Source organism: Oleiphilus sp. HI0086, from assembly GCF_001635225.1.
In genome coordinates this window covers 1-23,708 of record NZ_LWFZ01000500.1, presented here as the reverse complement: position 1 = coordinate 23,708, position 23,708 = coordinate 1, and the positions used below count along the sequence as shown (strand labels likewise).

The 23,708-nt window shown below is 44.6% G+C and carries 17 protein-coding genes; 2 read left to right on the top strand and 15 right to left on the bottom strand.

The window, feature by feature from the left end:
- The 3 genes from A3756_RS06165 to A3756_RS06155 form a co-directional block, all read right to left on the bottom strand.
- Positions 1–845: TonB-dependent receptor plug domain-containing protein (locus A3756_RS06165; protein WP_197481215.1), on the bottom strand; the 845-nt coding region annotated here is incomplete at its 3' end.
- A gap of 169 nt (positions 846–1,014) precedes the next feature.
- Positions 1,015–1,611 carry an HAD family hydrolase gene (locus A3756_RS06160; RefSeq protein ID WP_068508120.1) on the bottom strand — a complete coding sequence of 199 codons (597 nt, stop codon included), beginning with the start codon at positions 1,609–1,611 and terminating at the stop codon, positions 1,015–1,017.
- Between the two features lie 192 nt (positions 1,612–1,803).
- The gene (locus A3756_RS06155) at positions 1,804–2,262 is read right to left on the bottom strand and encodes a Spy/CpxP family protein refolding chaperone (RefSeq protein WP_068553091.1); all 459 of its coding nucleotides are present in this window, start codon (positions 2,260–2,262) and stop codon (positions 1,804–1,806) included.
- A 173-nt stretch (positions 2,263–2,435) separates the two neighbouring features.
- On the opposite strand from A3756_RS06155, the gene A3756_RS06150 reads away from it, so the two are divergent.
- A complete protein-coding gene (locus A3756_RS06150) occupies positions 2,436–3,128 on the top strand; it encodes a response regulator (protein WP_068508125.1) in 693 nt (230 codons plus the stop codon).
- Between the two features lie 2 nt (positions 3,129–3,130).
- Positions 3,131–4,486, top strand: coding sequence for a cell wall metabolism sensor histidine kinase WalK (locus A3756_RS06145; protein ID WP_068553089.1), 1,356 nt, complete (start codon positions 3,131–3,133; stop codon positions 4,484–4,486).
- Positions 4,487–4,524: 38 nt separating this feature from the next.
- Here the strand turns inward: A3756_RS06145 and A3756_RS28635 are convergent, their stop codons facing one another.
- From A3756_RS28635 to A3756_RS06085, 12 genes are all read right to left on the bottom strand, one after another.
- Complete coding sequence (locus tag A3756_RS28635; protein ID WP_068553087.1) at positions 4,525–14,142, bottom strand: tandem-95 repeat protein; 9,618 nt, start codon at positions 14,140–14,142, stop codon at positions 4,525–4,527.
- A gap of 30 nt (positions 14,143–14,172) precedes the next feature.
- Entirely contained in the window at positions 14,173–15,270 is a 1,098-nt protein-coding gene (locus A3756_RS06135; protein WP_068508131.1) for a hypothetical protein, read from the bottom strand.
- Positions 15,271–15,300: 30 nt separating this feature from the next.
- Entirely contained in the window at positions 15,301–15,729 is a 429-nt protein-coding gene (locus A3756_RS06130; RefSeq protein WP_068508133.1) for a hypothetical protein, read from the bottom strand.
- Positions 15,730–15,777: 48 nt separating this feature from the next.
- On the bottom strand, positions 15,778–16,371 hold the full coding sequence (locus A3756_RS06125) for a hypothetical protein (protein ID WP_068508134.1): 594 nt from the start codon (positions 16,369–16,371) through the stop codon (positions 15,778–15,780).
- Positions 16,372–16,379: 8 nt separating this feature from the next.
- Positions 16,380–16,679, bottom strand: coding sequence for a hypothetical protein (locus A3756_RS06120; RefSeq protein WP_068508136.1), 300 nt, complete (start codon positions 16,677–16,679; stop codon positions 16,380–16,382).
- Between the two features lie 80 nt (positions 16,680–16,759).
- Positions 16,760–17,014: a hypothetical protein gene (locus A3756_RS06115; RefSeq protein WP_068508138.1), complete on the bottom strand. Its 255-nt coding sequence runs from the start codon at positions 17,012–17,014 to the stop codon at positions 16,760–16,762.
- A 217-nt stretch (positions 17,015–17,231) separates the two neighbouring features.
- Complete coding sequence (locus A3756_RS06110) at positions 17,232–17,522, bottom strand: DNA-binding transcriptional regulator (protein ID WP_068508141.1); 291 nt, start codon at positions 17,520–17,522, stop codon at positions 17,232–17,234.
- A 5-nt stretch (positions 17,523–17,527) separates the two neighbouring features.
- Positions 17,528–17,839 carry a hypothetical protein gene (locus tag A3756_RS06105; protein ID WP_068508142.1) on the bottom strand — a complete coding sequence of 104 codons (312 nt, stop codon included), beginning with the start codon at positions 17,837–17,839 and terminating at the stop codon, positions 17,528–17,530.
- Positions 17,840–17,912: 73 nt separating this feature from the next.
- A complete protein-coding gene (locus A3756_RS06100) occupies positions 17,913–19,322 on the bottom strand; it encodes an HlyD family type I secretion periplasmic adaptor subunit (protein ID WP_082865112.1) in 1,410 nt (469 codons plus the stop codon).
- Positions 19,319–21,643 carry a type I secretion system permease/ATPase gene (locus A3756_RS06095; protein WP_156490314.1) on the bottom strand — a complete coding sequence of 775 codons (2,325 nt, stop codon included), beginning with the start codon at positions 21,641–21,643 and terminating at the stop codon, positions 19,319–19,321. The genes A3756_RS06100 and A3756_RS06095 overlap by 4 nt, the downstream gene beginning before the upstream one ends.
- A 95-nt stretch (positions 21,644–21,738) precedes the next feature.
- Complete coding sequence (locus A3756_RS06090; RefSeq protein ID WP_068566782.1) at positions 21,739–22,092, bottom strand: hypothetical protein; 354 nt, start codon at positions 22,090–22,092, stop codon at positions 21,739–21,741.
- 120 nt (positions 22,093–22,212) lie between these two features.
- Positions 22,213–23,571: an HD-GYP domain-containing protein gene (locus A3756_RS06085; protein ID WP_068553083.1), complete on the bottom strand. Its 1,359-nt coding sequence runs from the start codon at positions 23,569–23,571 to the stop codon at positions 22,213–22,215.
- Positions 23,572–23,708: the final 137 nt, after the last annotated feature.

The window sequence follows — 23,708 nt, the reverse complement described above, 5'->3', positions numbered from 1 at the left end:
GCTTCTATATCACCCACCGATTCTGTATCGTTTTTCAGCGCATCCAAACCAATTAAACTACCGGCCTGATCAGCCTCAGTAGTGTTTATTGCAAAGACTGTTTTCAGGCTATTGTTGTCATTCAAGGAAACAAAATGCGTAATATTCGCTTCACTTCGTTTTGAGCGAGTATGGTCTCGCCAGCCATCGTTTTCGCTATGCGATATATCAATGCCGACTGAAGAGTCATCACTCAAGCTTGCGCTTCCTGCTAGGCCTAAACGATAAAAGCCATGCGCACCAGCTTCAGTTTTGACGGTATAACCTTCTCTTAAGCTTGGGTCTTGGGAAATCACATTGATAGTACCTGCAACTGAATCGGAGCCGTACAATGCAGTCCCTGCCCCCTTCAAAACTTCTGCAGACCCTGCCGTACTAAAGTTGGTGTATGCCAAACCGTTATGGTTAAAGAAGCCAGAGGATTGTACCGGTATGCCATCCTGTAAAAACAAGTAATAAGGCCCTGTATTGGAAGGCATACGTATACTGGTTTTATGCCCCAAGGTTGAACCGGTCTGTGTAATACGAACGCCTGCAATGCTATTAAACAAGTCTTTTTGGTAGTTAGCCTGGTCAAGATCAACAGAGCCTCTATCCTTAACGGCGATACTGGCGGGCACATCCAAGGTCAACTCTTCGTTTCTATTTGCTGTCACACTAATCGTATCTAGCTGCTCAACCGCTGGCTTTGCTTCCATGTCTGCAACAGCGGGAAGTGCATACAAAAGGCTAGCGCCCAAGAGACTACTACCAATACAAGTTTTCCCTGATAGCGAAATATTTCGAAAAGTTTGATTTACTCTCACACTAACACACTCATTCAACCTCATCTATGATTCGATTGGAGGTGAGTATATCGATGAGGTTTTATGGAGGAAGTGACATTTTGTCGCACCTATTCGCCTTCTTTATCCAAGATTGATTCAGATCAATCTCGCAAGATAAGCAAAGTTAAGCAAACAGGTGCGTTTGTCTTTATTTTTTTTCTATATAGGAGGCTAATAAATCGAAAAAAGATGCGTAGTCATTACACACAAAGCCCGCCCTTTCAGCATAATCAGGTAAGTGATCTTGAGCATATAAACAGGAATGCATGTTAGCATGTTCTGCTGCTAATAGGTCGTACAGATAATCACCCACATACACCGCCTCAGAAGGTTTGAGTTGCCACTCACGACATAGTTGCTGCAAGGCTCCTGGGTGAGGCTTTGCAGGGGCACACTCTCTGGTTAATATCGTGTCAACTTGTAGTCCCACTTGCTCTAACTTACGACGAGTTGCTTCTCTTGAATTTCGAGTCACTATCGCAGTTTTTAATGCTCCTATAGAAAGCTGTTCAAACAAACTTTCTACTCCAGGAAGCAGTTCAACTGATCGCGCATCGGCCATTTCGTGTTGATAAACAATGGCATTTGCCGCTTCTTTATCTTTGCCTTGCAGGGCATCGATGTAGGCCAAAATATCTTCGTCAGGCGGGCAACCCACATCTTTTCGCATTCGGTCAAAGTTGAGACTCGAGCTGACCAGCGTTCCATCAAGGTCAAAAATGATGGCTCTAATCTGTTCCGACACACACCGTGGAATTCTCCTCAAGCAACTCACTGACTCGCTCCATTTTGAAATCAAAGACTAAGAGCTAAGAGTGTACTGAAGATATATTCATAAGACCAAAGAAAACAAAAAGCGTGGCTCTCGCCACGCAAAAAACATCCTTGTCTAGCTTCACAACCAACAACTAGCATTCGATAAATCTGATGTCCTCAATTAACCGTCATCCTCACAGCGCTCTTCCATTCGCTTTAGCTTCTTCGATACCATCGCTTTAAGCTCGGCTTTCTGCTCCTCATTTAACACCGCGTGTACTTGCTGGCGAACACTCGCCATATTAAGGATGCGAGCCTTAACTTTCTCAGCAGCACTTGTCGCCTGCTCTTCTGCTTGCTGCATATAATCTGCAGCGTCCGGGTCCAAAGACATCATGGCACGCATTTTCGGGAAGCCTTTTCTTTCCTTTCTGAGCTCTTTCATGGGAGCCAGAATTTCCTCAACCTGCACCTCTTGCTCTTCGCTTAGGTCAAGGCGCTTGAGCATTCTTTCCATTTTGTGGTTCATGCCATGCTCTTTATAGTGCGGCCCTGCTGTCGCAAGCGCTGCAGACCCTGCGATGACCATCGCTAAACTCAAACCTAATAACTTCTTCTTAGTAAATAGACGATTACTCATGATTTCTTCCTCTCAATGATTTTTTTAATCGATTTGTTATCGACTGATAATCATTGTATTCATTGCTATGTAAATCGGGGTCTAGTAAACGTAAAGTCTCTGTAAAGATTAAATAGAAGGTAAAAAGCCTATGCTAGACTTCAAACAATTCCGTAAATCAATAAAGGTTTGATATGAGTGCCAATATATTACTCATTGAAGATGATACCGAGATCAGTGAGCTTCTAAGTAGCCTGCTAGTACAAGAAGGTTTCACCATGACCACGGCATTCGATGGCGTCGAAGGTGAACGCTTGGCTTTAAAAAGTCACTACGACGTTATCATTCTCGACATCATGCTGCCTAACAAAGATGGTTTAAGCGTGTTGCGTGATATACGCGGCCAAATCACTAGCCCAATATTAATGCTCACCGCAAAAGGTGATGAGCTAGACAGAATCATAGGCTTTGAGATGGGCGCCGACGACTACCTTCCCAAGCCATTTAACCCACGAGAGTTGGTGGCGCGAATCAAAGCATTGCTAAGACGCGTGGAGATCGACCAAGGCCAGACAACAAACCAGGCTAGTGAGCTGGTTTCAGACAAAATCAAGCTAAAACTAAAAACGCGTGAAGCCCTAATTGAGGGTGAAGAAATAGAACTTACCAGCAGTGAATTCAATATTCTGCACGCACTGATGCGCAACGCCAATGAAATTATGACCAAAGCCGAGCTAACCGAGCTTGCTTTAGGGCGAAAGCTAACACTCTATGATCGGGCCATTGATATGCATATGAGTAACCTGCGTAAGAAACTCGATAGCGAACACATCAAAACCATTCGTGGCAGTGGTTATTTATTCCAAGGTCAGGTGGAGACGCGTTAAGCATGACTCAATCCATCTTTAAACATCGCTTGTTTTGGAAGATTATTCTGATCTTCTGGCTAACCACCTTTGCGACCATTCTCGCCAATATCTGGATCACCAAAGAAATCGTCGTCAATGAATTCAAGGTCGAGCAAGTAAAAGACAAGATGCGCTCACTCGCACCCGAAGCAATAGAGGTATACGAGCAGCAAGGAGGCAAAGCCCTAAAACGCTGGTACCGAAAACTAGCCCGCCGCGAAGGCATACGCGTAGTGTTATTACATACTGACGAGACGCCGGTAATTCCACACCGAAAGCCAAGGTATCATGATGACGATGATGATGAGCATCACGATCACGATGACAAACCCTATCGAACACACTTGCTAAATTTGGCCGACCAACAAATATCGTCACCAAACGGGCAAAGTTATATCTTGCGAGTCATGCCTTCGCGCTATATACAGTCCCGCTTCAACCCAGAGTCTTTGCACGGCTATCGTCTACTGGCATCTTGTATCATCATATTATTAGGTTCATTGTGGATAGCACGCTCTATCGCCAAGCCTATTCGCGTGTTACATCAAGCCAGCCTTGAGATATCCCAAGGAAAGCTCGACATTCGCGTCAGTCAGGATGTTGGCAAACGCAAAGATGAACTAGGGCAACTCGCCACCGCATTCGACCAAATGGCTGATAAAGTATCTGACTTAATCAGCAGTCAGCAGCAACTTTTTCGTGATATTTCGCACGAAATAAGAACCCCACTCACTCGACAAAAACTCGCGATTGAACTCGCCAGATCAGTTGATGACCCAGGCAAGTTGTTAGACAAAATCGAACACCAGAACCAATGTATTGAAGAACTTATCAACCAACTGCTCACCTTAATGCAAACTGACAACCAGCAATTGACGCAGATGGAGAGCCTGTCCCTGTCACAACTCTTGGGCCGCATTACCGATGACGCAGAGCTAGAACTAAAAGAAAAAAACCTGACACTAAAAACCGATTTGCAAAGCGATGCGCTCATCAAAGGTGACGAGCCCTTGCTAACCCGGGCATTTGAAAACCTGCTAACAAACGCCATCAAATACAGTCCCAACGATGCCAACATCGAGCTCAAGCTCTATGAGGGCTCTGGCAATCTTCATATAGAGATTTTGGACGAAGGCCCAGGCATTCCAGAAGAAGAACTCAAATCTATCCTCAAACCCTTCTACCGAGCTGACAAAAGCCGTAACCGAGGCACGGGAGGCTTTGGATTAGGTCTCGCTATTAGCTCGCAAATTATTAAGAAGCACAATGGTGTGATTGAGTTGAGTAATCGGGAGGTTAAGGGGCTTAGGGTTGTGGTTATTTTGCCGAAGAGTTGAGAAAGTTTTTAAGGGCCCGAAGGCCCTTTATGTAGCCTCTAGGCCCAAGCCGTCGCTATTGCTGTATCGACTTGGTTTTGCTCATCAGAATTCAGCGATATGCTGCCTCCTGAAGGAGCTCCGAACGAAGCCATCGCACTTACAAGCTGTTCAATATTAATAGCATCAATGGCTTGGCCACCCGCCTCAATTGAATCCAGCTTAAACTTATCTGCCTTGTACCAGTTATTAACTCGAACGTGGTCTTCACTTCCCAGCACATAAATATCGAGATGGTTGTTCGTCTTTTTGAACCATACATCATCGACATCACCTACACTTTCCAAACTAAGTTTGTCAGTATCAGTCGCGAAGTTATTTGAAGCGTTATTAATACGATCATAGCCATCACCAGTTTGGTAGTAATAGGTATCATGGCCTTTACCACCCACCAACAAATCGTTACCTTCATTCCCGTAAAGCTTATCAGAGCCATTAGCACCTTTTAGTGTATCTGCTCCCAAGCCGCCATATAGAGAGTCGGCACCGCCACCACCGTGTAGCGTGTCGTTGCCTTCATATCCATATAGAACGTCCTTTCCACCTTTGGCTGCGAGGTTATCGTTATTATTTCCACCCTCTAAAGTTTCTGCAGCACCAGTTCCAACAATAGTAATTGGATCATCCTCAGTTGAGTTTACAGTTACTGCGACGGTTGAATTGGCGACTCCACCATTACCGTCCGAAACTTCGTAGGTGATTGAATCTTCTCCTACGAAATTAGCGCTAGGCGTATATGAGATAGTTCCATCACCATTGATAGCTACGACACCGCTAATCGCCGCAGCAGCCACAACAGATAAACTATCACCATCAATATCTCTATCGTTCACAAGAACATCGATAACAACTGCCGTATCTTCATCAGTAACAGCTGTATCAGATATTGATACCGGCGCATCATTTTCAGGATTGACCGTGACGGATACCGATGAGGTCGCCGTGCCACCGTTACCGTCTGAGACCTCATAGCTAATGCTATCAAGACCATTAAAGTCTGAATTTGGCGCATAACTTAGTGTGCCATCGCCATTTATCGCAACTGCACCGTTTGACGCTGATGCTGAGCTAATGCTCAAACTATCTCCGTCGATATCGCCATCATTCGCTAACACATCAATGGTGACAGAAGCATCTTCCTGCGTTACAGCGGTATCGACTACAGCAACTGGTACATCATTTTCGGGGTTAACCGTGACGGATACCGACGAGGCCCCCGTGCCACCGTTACCGTCTGAGATTTCATAGCTAATGCTATCTAAGCCGTTGAAATCTGCATTAGGTGTATAGTTCAGTGTGCCATCGCCATTAATCACAACAGCACCATTTGACGCTGATGCAGAGCTAATGCTCAAACTATCTCCGTCGATATCACCATCATTCGCTAACACATTAATGGTGACAGACGTATCCTCCTGTGTTGCTGCCGCATCTGCAACAGCAACAGGCGCATCATTTTCAGGGTTCACTGTGACAGAGACTGACGAGGTCATGGTGCCACCGTTACCGTCTGAGATTTCATAGCTGATGCTATCTAAACCATTGAAATCTGCATTAGGCGAGTAGCTCAGCGTTCCATCGCCATTAATTACAACAGCACCACTTACCGCTGATGCAGAGCTAACGCTCAAACTATCACCATCGATATCGCTGTCATTCGCTAACACATCAATCGTGACTGACGTATCTTCCTGCGTTGCAGCCGTATCGAATACAGCAACAGGCGCATCGTTTTCGGGGTTAACCGTGACGAATACCGATGAGGTCGCCGTGCTACCGTTACCATCTGAGACTTCATAGCTGATGCTATCTAAACCATTGAAATCGGCATTAGGTGTGTAGTTCAGCGTTCCATCACCATTGATGAGAACCGAACCATACGAGGCTGAAGCAGAGCTAATGCTCAGACTATCACCATCGATATCGCTGTCATTGGCTAACACATCAATGATAATGGAAGTATCTTCCTCGGTGTTTGCTGTATCCGCTAGAGCGGTAGGTTCGCTATTGCTCGAACTACTCTCGTCAGTCGCTAATGACTCAATATGATCGATTGAATGTGTGATATCCAAATCATCGAAATACACTACTACTTTTCGTTCCGGTGACTCATACCAGTCTTTAACGGTTATCTGATCAGACGTTCCGATAATAGAAACCACGAGGTCATTGCCTTGCTTTGCATAAGCCACATCCGACTCATTAACCTGGTAAAGCCATATCTCATTATAGTCGCTTCCAGTATTGTAAATGACATCTTGACCAAAACCAGGGTCGAAATCATAGTCATCTTCACCCGAACCGCCGTACAAAGTATCGTTCCCAGCACCGCCAACTAAGATATCGTCGCCACCTTCACCATACAGAGTATCATCGCCTTCAAAACCTGCGATCCAGTCATCACCAGCACCACCTAAAAGTGTATCAGCCTGACTAGTTCCCTCAATATCTTGATCAACCGGAGCGTTAGCCAACATGTCTGTGATGTCGTTTTGATTCCAAACTGTCCCGTCAGCAAAACGAATTTCGTCAACGGGTGCGGTTTCACCTATGCCCTTCCCTTGGTATGTCAAAGGTTCAAAATAATCTGCCAACGTGACGACATAGCCATTATTTCCGATTTCTAATTCGAGACCATAACCATTAGCATAAAAATTAATATCGTCGGGAGAGATGCCTTCCATAAACTCCAGTACATCAAAGTCACTTGCGCTTCCACCTGGCCCCCCTGAAAAGCTAGCGCCATAATGACCCGCTTCAGAGCCGTTGTAGATAAAGGTGTTTACGCTGTTTATACCGACACGATAGGTATCATCACCATCACCGCCAAACATAAAAGCACGACCATCATAATTGTCGTTGCTCATATTTCTCGACTCCAAAATGTCATCCCCTTCGTTACCAAATAGCAAACCGTCACCGATTATCAAATCGCCACCACTACTACCCACTAACTCATCAGAACCACCAAAGCCAACGATGATATCTCGCCCCCAAGACCCATAAACGACTTCTTGGTCTCCAGTACCTTCAATAAAATCGTCATCATTCGTACCGATATAATCGCCACTCCCGTTAGGTTGATCTACAACGTTAAATCCTGCTGGAGCTTGCCCATCGTATGAGAGCGGAAGGTCTTCAACGTTTGCCTGAACATACGCAGATTCCCAGACAGTATTATCGGCAAAGCGTATTTCATCAATTACGCCACTTGGGATTCCTGAGTCGAAATAGTTCGAGACAATGACATTCTCACCCGTTTCAAAAGAGATCATTAAATCATCACCACTTTGGTGAAGCGCAGCATTTTGTGCGCTTAAATCATTCGCTATTTCAATGATGTTAAAGTCTTCTGAAAAATCAGAAATACGAGATACTCCAGAACCTGCGTAGATACGATATACATCGCCCCCAAAGCCGCCCATTAGACGATCATTCCCTTTGCCACTAATCAGGGTATCTTGGCCGTCTCCACCATAAAGTTCATCATCACCTGCGCCCCCGGATAGAACGTCATGACCCTCTCCGCCTCGAAGAATGTCATTATTTGCTTTGCCATATAGCTGATCATTCCCGGCACCGCCTTCAAGTTCATCAAACATTGCGACATCATCCGTGCCGAAAATTAGATCGTCACCCTCAGTGCCTAAAGCATAATTCCAAGATTCCGTTTCGTTAGTCCTAATTACGACATAACCTGAACCATTATAGTAACCACCTGAAATATCAATGACCTCGCCTATCGTATCGGTAATTTCGACCTCGGTGTCATTCACAAGCAAGTGATCAAGTTGATAGCGCCAATTTCCATAGTCTCTATCAAAATGCAAACTGACCTCAACAGACCAGTCCAAAGCCTCGCCAGCGCTAATAAATAGTGAGTGTCGACCTTTCATTCTGAATTCAATGTCACTTGCATCGATATCACCCTGAAGGTTTAGCGTATTTAAGCCTCCACCGAATACAACTTCATCATGGCCTTCACCCACATTCATACTAACGGTATCATCGCCATCGCCGGCATTAACGTAATCATTCCCGGCACCGCCATTCAATTCATCATTGCCCTCACCACCATAGAGCCAATCATTACCAGAATTACCAAACAATTGGTCAGCGCCCGAATAACCTAGCAACGAGTCGTCACCTTGCCCACCGCTGAGGTGGTCGTTGCCTTGACCTCCGACAATGCTGTCATTCCCTGCCAAACCATCAATTTCGTCATCAGCATCACCTGCAACAAAATAGTCGTCACCTTCGGTAATAGAATTAATGATCAAAGCATAGATATCTGTTTCAGCCCATTCGGAACCATCAGAAAACTCGAAAGTAGATACTTGGCCGGTACTGGTCGTATCGTCACTAGAGTTTGAAAAGTAACGTGCGACAGTAAGAGTTTCACCTGTAGATTTGACAGTAATAAGCAGGTGGTCACGATAACTATTATGGGTATCCTTAACACGCTCTAACTCGAGATCATTCGCTTGAATTGACTCATCAAACATGACGGTATTACTCCCGACAAGGCTTGAATTACTATCAAAGTCGATAATGTCATGACCGGACCCAATGCCGTATAAATACGTATCATTGCCTAAACCACCTGTTAGGGAATCGTCCCCCGCACCACCATCTAAAGTATCATTGCCGGTACCTCCATTTAAGGTGTCGCGCCCTTCTCCGCCTAAGAGTATGTCATCACCGTCCAAGCCATTTAGATTATCATCTCCCGCCAATCCACTTAGCGTATCAGCGTCAGCTGTCCCCTGAATGGTATCGTTGCCCGCTGTTGCCTCAAATGTTTTAGTTCGAAGCTCAGAATCTGACCATGTTGACGAAGTTGCATCAAATTGAATCGAGAGACTTGTTCTCTGGCTTGGATCCGTATCGAAAAAGCCAAAGACTTCGATTGTTTCTCCGCTGGCAGTCAGGGTTATGATCAAATCATCGTAGCTATTCACCAGGTCTATTTCACTTGGGTCAACCGTCTCGGAAAATATGAGTAGATGAGACGCTTCAGCACCTTCTGCACGAATTTGATCATTCCCATCTCCCAAAGCATAGTGATAGATATTATGGCCCGCACCTCCGTATAAATAGTCATCGCCATTACCGCCAATTAAGGTGTCATCACCATCATTTCCATATAATGTGTCTTGCCCATCCCCCCCATTTAGCTCATCACTCCCTTGGTTTCCAGACAATATGTCATTACCTTCATCACCGAAGAATTGGTCATTCCCCTCTTGACCTGTGATCGTATCATTGCCCGCAAGCCCGCTAATGACCTCACCTTCTGCACTCGCTTGAACGACATCGTCATACGGTGTTGCAGCCTGAATTCGGCTTCGCACTTCATCGCTGTCCCATGAAGTACCGTCGGAAAAGTTAATCGCTGTTAAGGCGTAATTAGGGTCATCTTCTTTAAAGAAGCTTTCAACGACGATGCTGTCATCATTGCCAAGAACAAGCTTTAGATCATCACCACTTCGTGTCACATAGCTGGTCTGGGCAGCAATCGACTCATCGAAAACAAGGACATCTTGTCGACCTTCAGTTTCATCATAGGTCGAGATATAGTCAGCACCATCACCCAGGCTATACAGGTAGGTATCATTTCCTGCTCCGCCAAAAATGACATCGTCTCCTTCTCCTCCTGCAATAACGTCATCACCGACATCACCATACAGATAATCATCCCCACTATTGCCATTGATTGCGTCGTTATCATCACCACCATAGACATAATCCTGGCCGTCTCCGGCATCAATAGTGTCGGCACCACTGAACCCATAATAGTGCTTCGAGCCTACGCCGTCCGAGGTGATATGGTCATCACTATCCGTTCCTAGGTTAGTTCCATTGGACAAGTTGTCGACAATGAGAGATAAACTTGAACCATCAGCAAATCGAGCTTCACGGATGTACGAGAAAGTCGTCTGCGACATAGCGATCACATCACTTTCATTCGAGCCATAATTTATCTTAATAAAACTGTCGCTTGTAGGATCTTGAGAAGAAGGTCTCGCATAGGTATAAATATCGCCAGCATTCAAACCACCCTCAAAAGCTAGGATATTGATGCCTTGGGTATCAGTAATATAGATCGTACCGTCACCGGGCTTCACGATAAAGGTATCATTACCCGCGCCTCCGTCTAAGCGGTCTGTACCCGAGCCTCCAGATAAAACGTCATCACCTTTTCCACCCTGGATCTGGTCATTACCTGCGCCGCCATATAATTGATCATCACCTTCACCGCCGTAAAGCCAGTCATGCTGCTCCCCGCCATTAAGACGGTCATTCCCTTCGTCGCCATAGAGAACATCACTACCTTCATCACCATTAATTGTGTCGGAGCCCGTTCCCCCATAAAGCCAGTCAGTCTCACTCCCACCATGAAGCGTATCATTTCCACCATTGCCGTATATTGTATCGACGCCAGCACCGCCTTTTAGGGTATCGTTACCGCTCCATTCTTCTTGGAATTCGACATAATCATCAGCCGTAATTAAGCGCTCTACACCCTCCTTATTGGTATAAGACAGATACTGACCTTCAGCTGTGAAAAAGCCATTGTCGTTGGATTTATCACCTTCGATGTAGTCATCTCCATCACCACCGTCAATCGTATCATCACCCGCTTCACCCAAGATGATATCGTCCCCCTGACCACCATCAATGGTATCGTTATAGCTCAGGCTTTCATCCAGACGGTCAATATGATCTGTGATGGTAAAGATGCGAATATCACCACCTAAACCAGGCTCAGTATAGCGAACACGGTTACCGGCGGAGTCTCCCATAATAAAATCATTGTCGGCACCACCATCAATAACGTCATTACCTTCGCCACCATATATTTGGTCCTCGCCCGCACCACCCGATAGTATGTCGGTGTACTTGCCTGAAGAGATTCGGTCATTTCCGGCCCCCCCGTCGACGATATCTACATCACCGACATCAGTTCCGGCTTCATTGAGCACTTCGCCCGTTTCAGCATCAATATTTATGTAAGGGCCATTGCCAAAGATGAAGTCGATACCTTCTCCACCCGACAAGGTATCGGACCCACTGCCGCCAACCAAGGTATCATTACCCGTTCCGCCAACAAGGTTATCTTTACCAGCATGACCGAATAGCTCGTCGTTACCTTCGCCACCGAGCAGGTCATCATCACCTAGATTACCTTTCAGTACGTCATCTTCTACACCGCCTTTTAGATAATCATTGCCATGACTGCCCCAGAACTCCCAGTCATTGCCGGCGTATCCATCGTTATATAAGTCAGCATCATATAAGCTGGCATCATAGAAAATATTATCTTCAATAGTAGCCGTTCCACCTCTACTGGGAGCCCAGTTGTTAACACCATCGTAGTTATGGCCTGAACCGACGACGATGTCTCCACCTGCGGGGCTTGGTTCAGGTTCGTTGTTTTCAACATTAATACCGAAGCGGGAAAAGTCTGATTGAGCGATGACGTCGACAATATCCCCATTAGCGCCTACGGCTCTAAAGCCTGACACAGTGAGTTGATAGCGATAGGGATCGTTTTCATCTAATGCGTTTTTATATGAGTCTTCTGTACCAGAAACTTTTTCTAGAGCAGTGATGGTTCGACCACCAATTATGAGGGTGTTTATTCCTTCAGTATCTTCAATCCTGTCGTAGCCGTGACCTTGTGTGAAGTGGTAGGTATCGTTGTCTGCTCCGCCGACTAAGAAATCGTTTCCAGTGCCGCCGTGAAGGTGGTCGTTTCCTTTTCCGCCATCTAGAACATCTTCGCCCTCTCTGCCAAATAAAATGTCATCACCGCCATTTCCATATAGGTGATCATGATACTCTCCGCCCTCTAATCCAGAAGTATCATTGTCTTCTGTCCCGAAAGTATATGTATTTACCTTATCTGCGAAGAGGTAGTTTTTAGCTATATCTCCAGTTTGCAAGTCCTTAAAAAGTGCGTATTCAGTCCCCAAGCCGTCCCCATATGGAAGGTTCTCTCGGTTTTGTGAAAGTGTTAGCTCATAAAAATTAAGCCTATCAACCCAATAGGGTTCGGAATAAGTATCTTTAGCATAGCGATCTGATTCCCTGATTTCCGAAGAAACAGCACTTGCCAGTTCAGGGCCCATTAGGATGAATGGCAGATTATTGATCACACTATATCGGGCTAATCGGGCGTCCAGATCAAAGTAACCGGATTGATTAAGCCAGTGCTCTAATTGCTCTCTATCCACTCCTCTAGCATCAGCAACAGTCGAAAAGTGTATGCCCTGACTCAACAGCGTATGATGGAAGTCAATATACCCCTTAAGACCATCTTCTACATTTTCACCTAATATATCCGCTACAGCTTGAAAAACCTCAGAGTATCTTTGAGCTTCGTGAGGAGCGCTGCCCTCTAGTATATGATTAACTTCCACACGACTAATAGTCCCTCCTTCCATCCCCCCCTGATCATTGAGTCTGCCACCGCTAAGTATCGAAAACAGACTAAACGCTAAGGCATCCTTTGCCGGTGTTGTCGCGTCCGGCTGATCATTGTTTGCATTTAAATACTCTAGATAAGAAGCCGTTAATTGGGAACCCGCTTCGAGGAGGAGGGGAAGTCTAGAAAAGTTAAGTCCTGTAGAGAGAGCCCCTATTGCCGCACCAAGCCCGAATACTGTCACCGCTCTCTCAGTCGGGTCAGTTACATCAAGTACCGTTTCTGCAACGTTATCCAGAACCCAATCTCTTAATTCCGTATATTCACTTGATTTAAGGGGGAAGGCCTCAATCAAGGAAATTCCTGGTAATATAGTAAATAATCTCGCCATCGCCTCCATTTCACTGATTTCTTGATCACCACCACCCAATAGGCCATTTGTTCCAGAGCTCAAAGCTTGAACTAACGGCAAAATATCATCCAAATTAAAATAGTGATGGTTGGCTTGAGAATCTATTAATACACTGCCATCCTTCATCTGTAGCTCAATGGTTGCTAAGGAATGAGCATCGAGGAAGAACTCTGCTTCAGTTGATGAGCTAAGTTGATAGTTAGATGTCTGACCTCCGACATGCTCAGAGAGCTGGACGACTAGATCTGAGGGTTCATAATAGTGATAGATATCTGCGTCTGCGAGGAGGTCTTTATCATAATCAGAATGTTTCGAATCTAGACTAGCTTCTCCACCTAAACCATTGAAGGTTAATAGGTCTATTTGATTAGCTGCTAGTTTTCCCTCGCTCACTATTTCGTAAGCAGCATACTGCGCCAAAGCTCCACCAAGACTATGGCCAGTTACAGTCAGTGTGGCAATATCACCAACGTCGAAGTTAATATCATTAAACATTTCAAATATTTGTTGTCGTACACTCTCCCATTGACCGTAGCCCAGGCTGGATACATTCTGATACCAATCTTGGGAACCTTCAGTACCTGCAAAAGCCAATACATAATTTCCCGTACCATCTGAATAAAGGGCCGCTTTAAGTCCCGTTTGTTCTATTGTCCAGATCCCATTCTCAACAAACTCATAACCAAGATGCTTAAGAAACCCACCCCCTGCATCTAACTCATAAGCGCCTTTTGCTGCATAAAATGCTAACTCGAATTCTTCCCTTTCTATCATCAGTCATCTCCTTTGACTTGTTATCACTATCTAAACGTCCTTATCAATATTTTTCGTTTCAAAATAGGCACACACATTGAATAATTTGAGGTGTTGCCTGTACTCCTTATTCTTAATCGGCCTATACCCTCCAGAACCATAAACAACCCGACATCCATCAGGAGCTGTGCTAACTCCACGCCCCCCTACCATATCTATTGGCAACTCTTGCTCTGGTGTTACTAAATAATACAAAGCCCAAGGAGCTCCCTTACCGCTGCCGTGCTGCTCAACAAATAAACCAACATTAGTAGGCGCTATAACAGACGAACCAGCCTTAGACCAAGGACCTAAACAATAGTCCTTTACCTTTAGCGTCCAATCTTTACGACCTAACCACCAAACGCCAACTCCAGGACATGGTTTATACTGCGTCATATAAGAAAAATACCCATCAAAATATGGATAGTACAATGCAGTACCATTAATTGAATTAACAACATCAGGCTCGGAACTTAGTTCTTTGTAGCTAACACCATCTGCATTAACTAACTCTACACTGTCAAACTTCTCTCCAGTCGAACTTAACTTCACTATGAACCCATCTTCCCTTAACAGTTCCCTGATTCCTTTGCGCTGTTTAGATTTACCTGGCCTCGAGTAGTATCCACACCTAACGGCTGAACGTAATCGTCCATTCAGTTCAGAACCTCGCCGAGAAACAATCTTAAAATTTCTAGGTTGATATTCGAACTCTAGCGGCTCTGAAGAAGGCCATGAAGAGACAAATAGAGTGTCATTGGAAAAGCAATATCGACGGAGCTTCCTCTTTTGACTTTGGGTATCTACCAATTTCGTATAAGAGCCATCCGTAACATTCACAAGGTATAAAGCTTTTTCGTTTTCAATCTCTGCCATGGTGACTATTTCATTGTCACTTACCCAGTAGATGCCTCCGTGTCCTGACCGTGCACTCCATCCGAATTGATCAACCTTGATATCCTCAAACTCAGTAAAGAAGCTGTCATCAGGTAAATACTGAACATCTGTGCTGTAATAGCGAGACAACTCCAAAGTTCCATAAATACCAATTGGTGCGATTGATAAGATCGTTATTTTCTTAAGCCATTTAAGTAATACTCTTAACATTTACCAGACCTCCTACCCAAGCCGACAGAACTAGCCTCCAACAAAAGCACTAAGCCCAACCCAAATCCCAACAAAAAATAAAATCATAAGAGATAAAACCAGAAGAATGGTGTACACAATTGATGCCTTAAAAGCCTTCCAATAGCTTTCCCTAAAAATCCATTTAGCAAGCAACACCTCTGTCGCAAAGCCAATCAGTGCACTCAAATTTGAATAGTTTTCCACGTAGAGGCCTATAGGCTGCTCCATGCCGTAAATGACTTGGGTCGTTGCAACATAAAGCACCTGGAAAACCACTCCAAGCAGAATCAAGAGCACCCAGAAGTAGGCATACTCTTTGAATATGGCGTTTTCAAAAACGATTACCTTCTTGGTCACCCAAGCATAAAGAACGGGCGCTAATATAATTGCTAGCAAACCAACGACAAGATAGGTGAGAAATGCGACTAATATACCCATATTTTCTTCCTTAAAATTTTCAATTCATTCCGTTATCGGTCGTTAATACTAAGCCACCGCAGCGACTAAGCGTTCAAGCTCTTTGATTCGACTCGCCTTTTGCTTAACGAGTATTTCTTCGTGAATCTTTAATACAATACTTTTTAAGAGTTCCGTTGTGGTTTCTATCTGAGCCCTAGCTTTAAGCACCTCTATCTCTTCAGCCACGTAACGCCCTTTTAGTGATATTCTTTTATTCGCTCGACCTTTTGCCAAATCACTCTTAAGCAAAGGTAGTAAATCCTTGGGCGCAATCGAGTTCTCATAAAAAGCATGAATGTAGTATTTAATCAGGCTAGGAATAAAATCAGCACTAGCTCCGAGACTATCGCTAGCCAAGTTTAGGACATCAACTAAGTGAGAGGGCACTCGGCCTTCCACTGATTTACGCTGCTTATCTAACTGCTTCTTAATAGCTGGAGTAGATTGATGAGGAATCGCAGCAACACTATCGCAGGCATCACAAACACCCGCCAATATGTTCTTAACACTACCACTGTCATCACTAAAGGGGACGTCTCTCAACTTAAACGTGGAATTTTGTACTGACTCACAGGTATGACAAAGAACCTTTCCCACATCACCCTCTTTTAATATTTTCATAACTGGCCTCATTGATGCACACTTATAAACACAGCATTTGGTTCTATAAAAAACCACTTTATATACCATGACTGGCGCCGATACCGAGTCTTAATAAGGTGCACATTTATACTTTGATCTTTATGATGCGGACTGACCTCGTAGTCGTCTCCTCGAGTATGCTTAATGATTTCTGCTAGCTCTTCGATCGAAACATCACCTACTTCCAACAAGTTCTTAATCTCGATATTGTTTCTGGCTTCATGCAAAACATTTCCATCATATATACATTGCAGGATCCGCTTTTTAACGTCCTTGAACTTATTCATTGCCCCCTCACAGAATAATTGTACGACATTATACGTACCTATATCAATTCCTGGTATCTGTGTCTGAAAAGCTGTCAGACCTACTTCCCAGGCCTACCCGATCCTCTATTCTCGACTCTTCGACCCATACGCCTTTCAATCTCATCTACAAACTTTCCTGTGCCTGTTAGTTGACACCGCTCCACTGCGACTCCTAAATCATTCTTTGCTTCAATCAAGACCTCCAAATAGTGCTGGTCATCTTCATCACACAAAAACGCTGCCGTCTTATCATGTCCTCGCTGGACAATATGATGAGGGCAGCTTGACACTATCAGGCGCTTTCCTCTCGGCATAGCTCACCTCCTTGTTTGCTATACAGACTGAATCAAAAGACTTCACATCTATTTTCTGTATTTAAAAATTAAATGTGACACCTTTTTCTTCAAAGGATCGATAGAATAAAAAAGTTACTTGCGAGCTGGAGTTGTAGGTACAACCATTATGGGAAATTAGTTATAGCAGATGCAGGTCAACAAAGAGATAAACAAACCTATTAAGTAATTCTCAAAATTACCCATTCAAAGTGCGCAGAGCATATTCTGGGTCTTTGTCTAGCAAACGAAGCAAAGCTCTCGCGGGACCTGTTGGATAACGCCGCCCCTGTTCCCAATTTTCTAATGTACGCTTACTGACACCAATGAGTCCTGCGAAACGGGTTTGAGATAAGCCAATTTTTTCACGAATCGCCTTAACTTCAGGCTCTTCAAATTTAAAGTTACGCGATGTGCCCGCTTTACCTTCAACTATATCATCCATTTCCTGAACGCTCGCCAGCAGTTCACTAAAGTCATTATCTTTCATATCATTTACCACCTCTCTACAATGGTTTTTAATATCGCCAATTGATCTGAAGTTAAGCTTTCTTGTTTACCCTTTGGATAAACATACAGCATACGAATTTGTTCATCGCTTACCACCCAATAGTAAATAACTCGCACACCACCACTTTTACCTGCAGACTTAAGCTTCCAACGGATCTTACGCAAACCTCCAGAACCTCTAATCAGGTCACCAAGGTCAGGCCGATTAACCAGCGTTTCTTGTAGCTCTCGATATTGTTCATCAGGCATCAATTGCTTAATGAGTTTGGTAAATACGCTTGTTTCAATAATAACCATAAACACAACTATACGCCACTGACGTATTCTGACATTAAATTAAACAGATTAAAAGATAAGATGCCTATAACGACTACCTCTCTCCCAAACTCTCTTGCTTATACCTCAACAAAGGCGATAAAAAGTACTCTATCAAGCGCCTCTTCCCTGTCTTCACTTCAGCCATCACCGACATCCCCGGTGACAGTTTCACTTCTCTACCTTCTACCACTAATTGCTCTTTGGCCAAGGCTACCCGAGCACTATAAACCAAGCCCAAATTCTCATCTTGTATCGCATCGTCAGAAATGCTCTTAATCTCTGCATCAATCAAACCGTACTTGGTGAAGTTAAAGGTATCGACTTTGACTTCAGCTTTCTGCCCTTCTTGCACAAAACCGATGTCTTTATTAAGAATCATCACGTCCACTTCCATTTTGCTTTGGTCCGGTACAATCACCAAGAGTGCTTGGGCGGGTGTGACTACGCCTCCAATAGTATGGACTGCTAATTGCTGCACTTGACCATCTATTGGTGAAACGATTGCTTGTTGCTGGTTTCTCTGTTTTGCTTTGACGAGTTCTTGCTTTAGGCCTTCTAATCTCAGTTCAAATTCTTGCTTTTGCGAGAGCGTTGCTAACTGCTGTTCTGCCAGTAATGAGTGGGTTTGTTTTTCGATGGCAAGTATTGAGCTATCCAGTTGCTTGAATCGGGCTTGTTGTACTTTCAAGTCTTGTTCTTGTTCGATTAGCTCTTGCTTGAGTTCTAGGTATGGAAGCTTTGAGCCGTAGTCTTTTCGGTGGAGTTGTTCGAGCGCATCGACTCGTTCGGCCAGTACGGGTATGACTCTTTCTTTTTTCGTTGCTTCCGCTTCGACCATTTGTTGTTCTGCTTGGAGCTTTTGTCTTTCAACTTCCAGGGATGAGAGCTTGGCGTTAAGTTCGGTTTTCTGTTGTACGAGAAGGTTTTGGTGGCTCGTCGATTTTAACGGGGCCAAAGCCTGCGAACCTACTCCCTTTAAAACTAAACTCAGCCAATGATCGAAGTGCGATAGCCTTTCAATATTCATTGATAGTTCGGCAATCTCGTGTGCTAAACGATCTACATCGGCCTGTGTTTGCGTGCTGTCTAGCGTTATGAGCGGCTCACCTTGTTTGACGCTTTGCCCTTCTCTGACGTGAATCGCTTTGATCTTTCCCGCTTCTAAGGGCTGAATATGTTTGATGTGTTCGCTTGGAATCACTTTACCTTGCGCAACCGCAACAATATCAATCTTGCCAAAGTAAGCCCACACACAGGCAATAGTGAATAGTATTACGATTGCCCAGATAATGGCTCTGCCGGCTGATGAGGCTGGGGTTTGTTCTACTTCAATAGCAGCCGGTAAGAACTGGTACAGTTCTTTATGCGAGACTGACTGATCTTTATGAAGGAAAGCAAACAGCCCTTTCTTTGTTTTTTCTTCAGAGACATCACCCACAGGGAGTTGAATTGAGGAGCTCATTCCACACCTCCATCTGTTTCACTTTCCATCTGATTAGCTGTGGATGTTTTCGGCTTGGAGACTATCTTCGCCTTAGGTAAATTCATCGCTAGTTTATTCGTGGGCTTAGCTGTTTTACCTTCGTCTTTTTTGACCTCGCGAATGCTAGGAATATGACTTTGATGGCTATGTAGCTTGGCATAGTAGCCATTCAGCTCGAGCAATTCATCATGGCTTCCGCTTTCAACAATTCGCCCGGTTTCAATGACGATAATTCTGTCTGCTGCACGAACGGTTGATAGACGATGAGCGATAATAAATACCGTTCTGTCTTTGCATATCGAGCGCATATTGTCTTGAATGATACGCTCAGACTCATAATCCAAGGCACTGGTCGCTTCATCAAAGATCAGAATGCGGGGGTTGGTAATGAGCGCTCTGGCAATAGCGATACGTTGCTTTTGCCCTCCTGATAATGAAGCGCCTTGCTCGCCCACCACGGTGTCGTAACCTTCTGGAAGTTGTAGAATGAATTCATGTGCACCTGCTAAGGTTGCGGCTTCGATCACTCTATCCATGCTCATGCTTGGGTCTGCCAAGGCGATATTGTCTTTGACTGAACGGTTAAATAGAACGTTTTCTTGAAGCACCACGCCTATCTGTCTGCGTAGCCATGCCGGGTCAACCTGTGCGACATCGACACCATCAACCAGCACTCTGCCTGACTCGGGCACATATAGCCTTTGCACGAGTTTGGTTAAGGTACTTTTGCCTGAACCTGAGCGACCAACAATGCCTATCACTTCTCCGGGCGAAACTTCCAAGCTTAAATCTTTGAGTATTTCAGGTCGATCTGGCTGATAGCGGAAGGTAATATGTTCTAGTGACACCTTGCCTTTCAAGTCAGGCAGCGTTGTTCTGTTTGGGTTATGACCAGGTTCTGCCGGCGTATTAAGAATATCCCCCAAGCGCTCTAATGAAATGCCTGCTTGCTGGAAGTCTTGCCAGAGTTGAACGAGCCTCAGAATCGGTGCACTGACTCGGCCTGCGAGCATATTGAATGCGATCAACTGCCCGACACTCAAGGAGCCTGCAATCACCAGTGTTGCACCCACCCAAAGGATTAATACTGTAACTGCCTTGTTAATAAAGCCCGCCGTTTGGCTGGCGATATTGCCTAGGTTCATCGCCTTGAAAGAGGACGACACATAAGCAGCTAGTTGCTCTTCCCAACGACGTTGCATTTGAGGCTCGACAGCCATCGACTTAAGCGTTTCAACGCCTGAAATGGACTCGACCAAGAAAGCCTGGTTCTCTGCTCCGTGCTTGAACTTTTCGTTTAGGCGGTTTCTAAGAACTGGCGTGATTGTCGCCGATAGAATCACATAAAGGGGAATCGAACCTAACACTATCCATGTGAGGGTTGGGCTGTAGTAGTACATCACCACAAAAAAGATCACGGTAAAAAGGATATCGATAATCAGCGTTAAAGCAGAGCCAGTAATAAACTCACGAATGGTATCCAACTCTCGAACTCTGGCTACAGTATTCCCCACTTGCCGTGCATTAAAGAATGATATGGGCAGACGCAAGAGATGGTTATATAACTGCGACCCTAAGGTCACATCAACCCGATTGGTGGTATGCGAGAAGACGTAGGTTCGAAGGCCATTCAAAATCACATCGAATAAGGAAACGACGATTAAACCGAAGCACAATACATCGAGCGTAGTTAAGCCCTGATGGACGAGTACTTTGTCGATAATCACCTGAAAGAACAACGGCGTAATTAGTGCAAATAACTGAATAAAGAAGGAGGCAACCAAGACCTGCATCAAGATCTTTTTGTACTTGATAATAGCGGGGATAAACCAGGAAATATCAAATTTACCGTTCATACCTGGCAGGAGTGAACGTCGAGTAATTAGAATAATTCTGCCATTCCAATAATCTTCGAATTCACTAAGAGTGAAGACTTGTGGTTTTTCAGAACCAGGCACTTGAACAAGAACCTTTTCATCTGCGACTTTGGCAAGAATAAAGTACTCACCATTTTTACTCAGGCCTATCGCAGGTAAGGCCATCTTTTCTAACTTAGCGATGTCTGCTTTTGTTAGTGAAGCTTTAAGTTTTAGGTGTCTAGCAGCACGAACGATATCTTTATCATTCAGACAAGAGGCCGAGTTTTTAGCTTCGGATGAAGGTTCATTAGTACCAAAGTAATGACGAATCTGCTCTGGATCTGCAGCGACTTGGTGATAACGTGCTATTGATACCAGGCAAGCTAAGCCCGTATCAACGGATGAAGACTTTCCAGCCTCATTTGAAGCATGACTAGACAAAACGATTTCCTTATCGGCGGCATTCAATCTCTTCACATATTAATAAAAAGACAAAACACCAAACAGTTGTACCTACAACCTTCCAACAAAAAATCTTAAAAGAAGTCTTTAACCATTCCCAGGCGTACAGCATTCGATGCTAGCCGAGGGTTACTCGCAGCCCATTCGTAGTTGATGATGTAGTCTTTATCTTTTAAGCCCGGGCACTGGGCGTTTAGGTCGACGTGGCTTTCTGGGAACATTTGAAAGATCCAGAGGCATTCGTTCTTTTGCTTATAACGAAACCAGAGTACGACATCGCCTTTACGAGAAGAGTCATTGTAAGTGCGAAACTTCAGGCGGCTGGATGTCCGGAAGCTGACATCCTCAACTCTAAGGCCCTGATCATCGAAGTAAAAGCCACCGTTTTTGAGGTAAACCGGCGTTAAGGCAATAGTTATGATGACCATGGCGCCAAGCCAGGCGCTGCGGATTAGGTTCTTTTTAGTTATTTTCATTATCGATAAGACTAAACGTTGTTATTGTGCCTTTAAGCGTAGCAACGATTAGCCTATGTCGCAATATTCCGCCTACTCTTCAGCAAAACATGAGTAGGTTTCAAAGGCTTCGAAGTGATCTTTGGGGATCGAATACAATAAGCTGGCGAGGTCATCGCAGCGGTTGATCCAGTCGCTACCTACTTTTTTGGCCGCATCTCGCATAGACCATTGCAAAGCCTTCAACTTATCCAGCACAGTTTCTAGCAGTAGCGCGACAACCTCAAGCTCTTCACACTCTCTAGCATTATGCTCAACCTCCAAGCAATCGGCCGCCTCACTGAGCCAACGCCGAACCTCTGAATCCCATAAACCTGAATTACGGTAGAGTTCCTCCAGGCCTGTGATGATCAACATGGAACGCTCTGTCTGTGCAATACTTTGCACCTCTCGCATCCCTACAGCACATTGCTTTGCAAGTTCCAACCAATGCACCATAAAACGCTGCTGCACCACCAAGTAACGTGATAGTTTGGGCATAAACTCTATGGGGATAACTTGAGCAAGGCCCTGGGCATTCTTACGCAGCATCTCGACGACGGCATGACATATATCACGATCAACCGCCTCTGATTCAGCCTGAATTAAAGGAATTAACTGAGAAGGCCCATAACCTCTCGGACGCAATTTTTTTCGATAGGCTTCATCAAGCATAACAGCAAGACCAACAACCTGTGCATCGAGACTATGCTTATCTCCGATAATGCCTTGCGGCCAGCCTGAACCGTCTTTACGTTCTTTATGCTCTTTGACTGCACGCCCTACCCGCTCGGACAGATTAGGTATATTTTCAAGAAACTCGCCCCCCAAAGACAACTGCTGCACATACATTTGTCGCTTTTCGCTATCGGGAAGCTTGTCAAAAATGGCAGCAATATCAGGGTCAATATTCAAGAAGCCTGCATCATGCATTTGTGTTGCGGTGAAGACAACTTCCATATCTTCATCATTGAGTCCAAGCTCAAGCGCAATGAGTATTGCAAAACCGGTAGCACTTTGAGTTGAATTAAAACGGGGCGATAAGCGATCTGCAAAAACTGTCAGCTTTTGAGATAGCAGTGGATAAGCACTGATTAAACCACACTGTCGAACCAGTTCCTTGGTTAAATCCATGCGATCCAAGCCCTTCAAGACCTTATTCTGTGCCTTACGAATCGAGTCAAACAATTCACTAGGTGATACGGTACTCGCCAAGCTAACTTGCAGTTCTATGGGAAGTTCCAGCTGAAAGCGCGCAATCTTATTGGCAACGTCTTCAGTGAGGTAGGTTCCTTTGGGTACAACTGTTGCCCCACGGTTATTACATATGTCTTGCGTCGTTAAAACCGGGTTATATTTATTAATTTCTACCAAGTGATCAGCATAAGGGTTCCGCTCTGAATACTGGTCCATATTAATAACGCTCCATTCAAGTCGTGCCACCCGCTTGGCAGGTGTATCTACAGCCAAAAGATAAATATAGATTTATCACATTTTTAAACTTTAAGCATTTGAAAAATATAATTTTTTCAAATTCTATTAGTATTATT

What these genes read in the sequence shown, in the direction of transcription:
- A3756_RS06125 (WP_068508134.1), bottom strand. Translation starts at nt 16,371, where the DNA reads ATGAAAATATTAAAAGAGGGTGATGTGGGAAAGGTTCTTTGTCATACC.
- A3756_RS06120 (WP_068508136.1), bottom strand. Translation starts at nt 16,679, where the DNA reads ATGAATAAGTTCAAGGACGTTAAAAAGCGGATCCTGCAATGTATATAT.
- A3756_RS06100 (WP_082865112.1), bottom strand. Translation starts at nt 19,322, where the DNA reads ATGAGCTCCTCAATTCAACTCCCTGTGGGTGATGTCTCTGAAGAAAAA.
- A3756_RS28635 (WP_068553087.1), bottom strand. Translation starts at nt 14,142, where the DNA reads ATGATAGAAAGGGAAGAATTCGAGTTAGCATTTTATGCAGCAAAAGGC.
- A3756_RS06115 (WP_068508138.1), bottom strand. Translation starts at nt 17,014, where the DNA reads ATGCCGAGAGGAAAGCGCCTGATAGTGTCAAGCTGCCCTCATCATATT.
- A3756_RS06105 (WP_068508142.1), bottom strand. Translation starts at nt 17,839, where the DNA reads ATGGTTATTATTGAAACAAGCGTATTTACCAAACTCATTAAGCAATTG.
- A3756_RS06155 (WP_068553091.1), bottom strand. Translation starts at nt 2,262, where the DNA reads ATGAGTAATCGTCTATTTACTAAGAAGAAGTTATTAGGTTTGAGTTTA.
- A3756_RS06085 (WP_068553083.1), bottom strand. Translation starts at nt 23,571, where the DNA reads ATGGACCAGTATTCAGAGCGGAACCCTTATGCTGATCACTTGGTAGAA.
- A3756_RS06090 (WP_068566782.1), bottom strand. Translation starts at nt 22,092, where the DNA reads ATGGTCATCATAACTATTGCCTTAACGCCGGTTTACCTCAAAAACGGT.
- A3756_RS06150 (WP_068508125.1), top strand. Translation starts at nt 2,436, where the DNA reads ATGAGTGCCAATATATTACTCATTGAAGATGATACCGAGATCAGTGAG.
- A3756_RS06135 (WP_068508131.1), bottom strand. Translation starts at nt 15,270, where the DNA reads ATGTTAAGAGTATTACTTAAATGGCTTAAGAAAATAACGATCTTATCA.
- A3756_RS06110 (WP_068508141.1), bottom strand. Translation starts at nt 17,522, where the DNA reads ATGAAAGATAATGACTTTAGTGAACTGCTGGCGAGCGTTCAGGAAATG.
- A3756_RS06130 (WP_068508133.1), bottom strand. Translation starts at nt 15,729, where the DNA reads ATGGGTATATTAGTCGCATTTCTCACCTATCTTGTCGTTGGTTTGCTA.
- A3756_RS06145 (WP_068553089.1), top strand. Translation starts at nt 3,131, where the DNA reads ATGACTCAATCCATCTTTAAACATCGCTTGTTTTGGAAGATTATTCTG.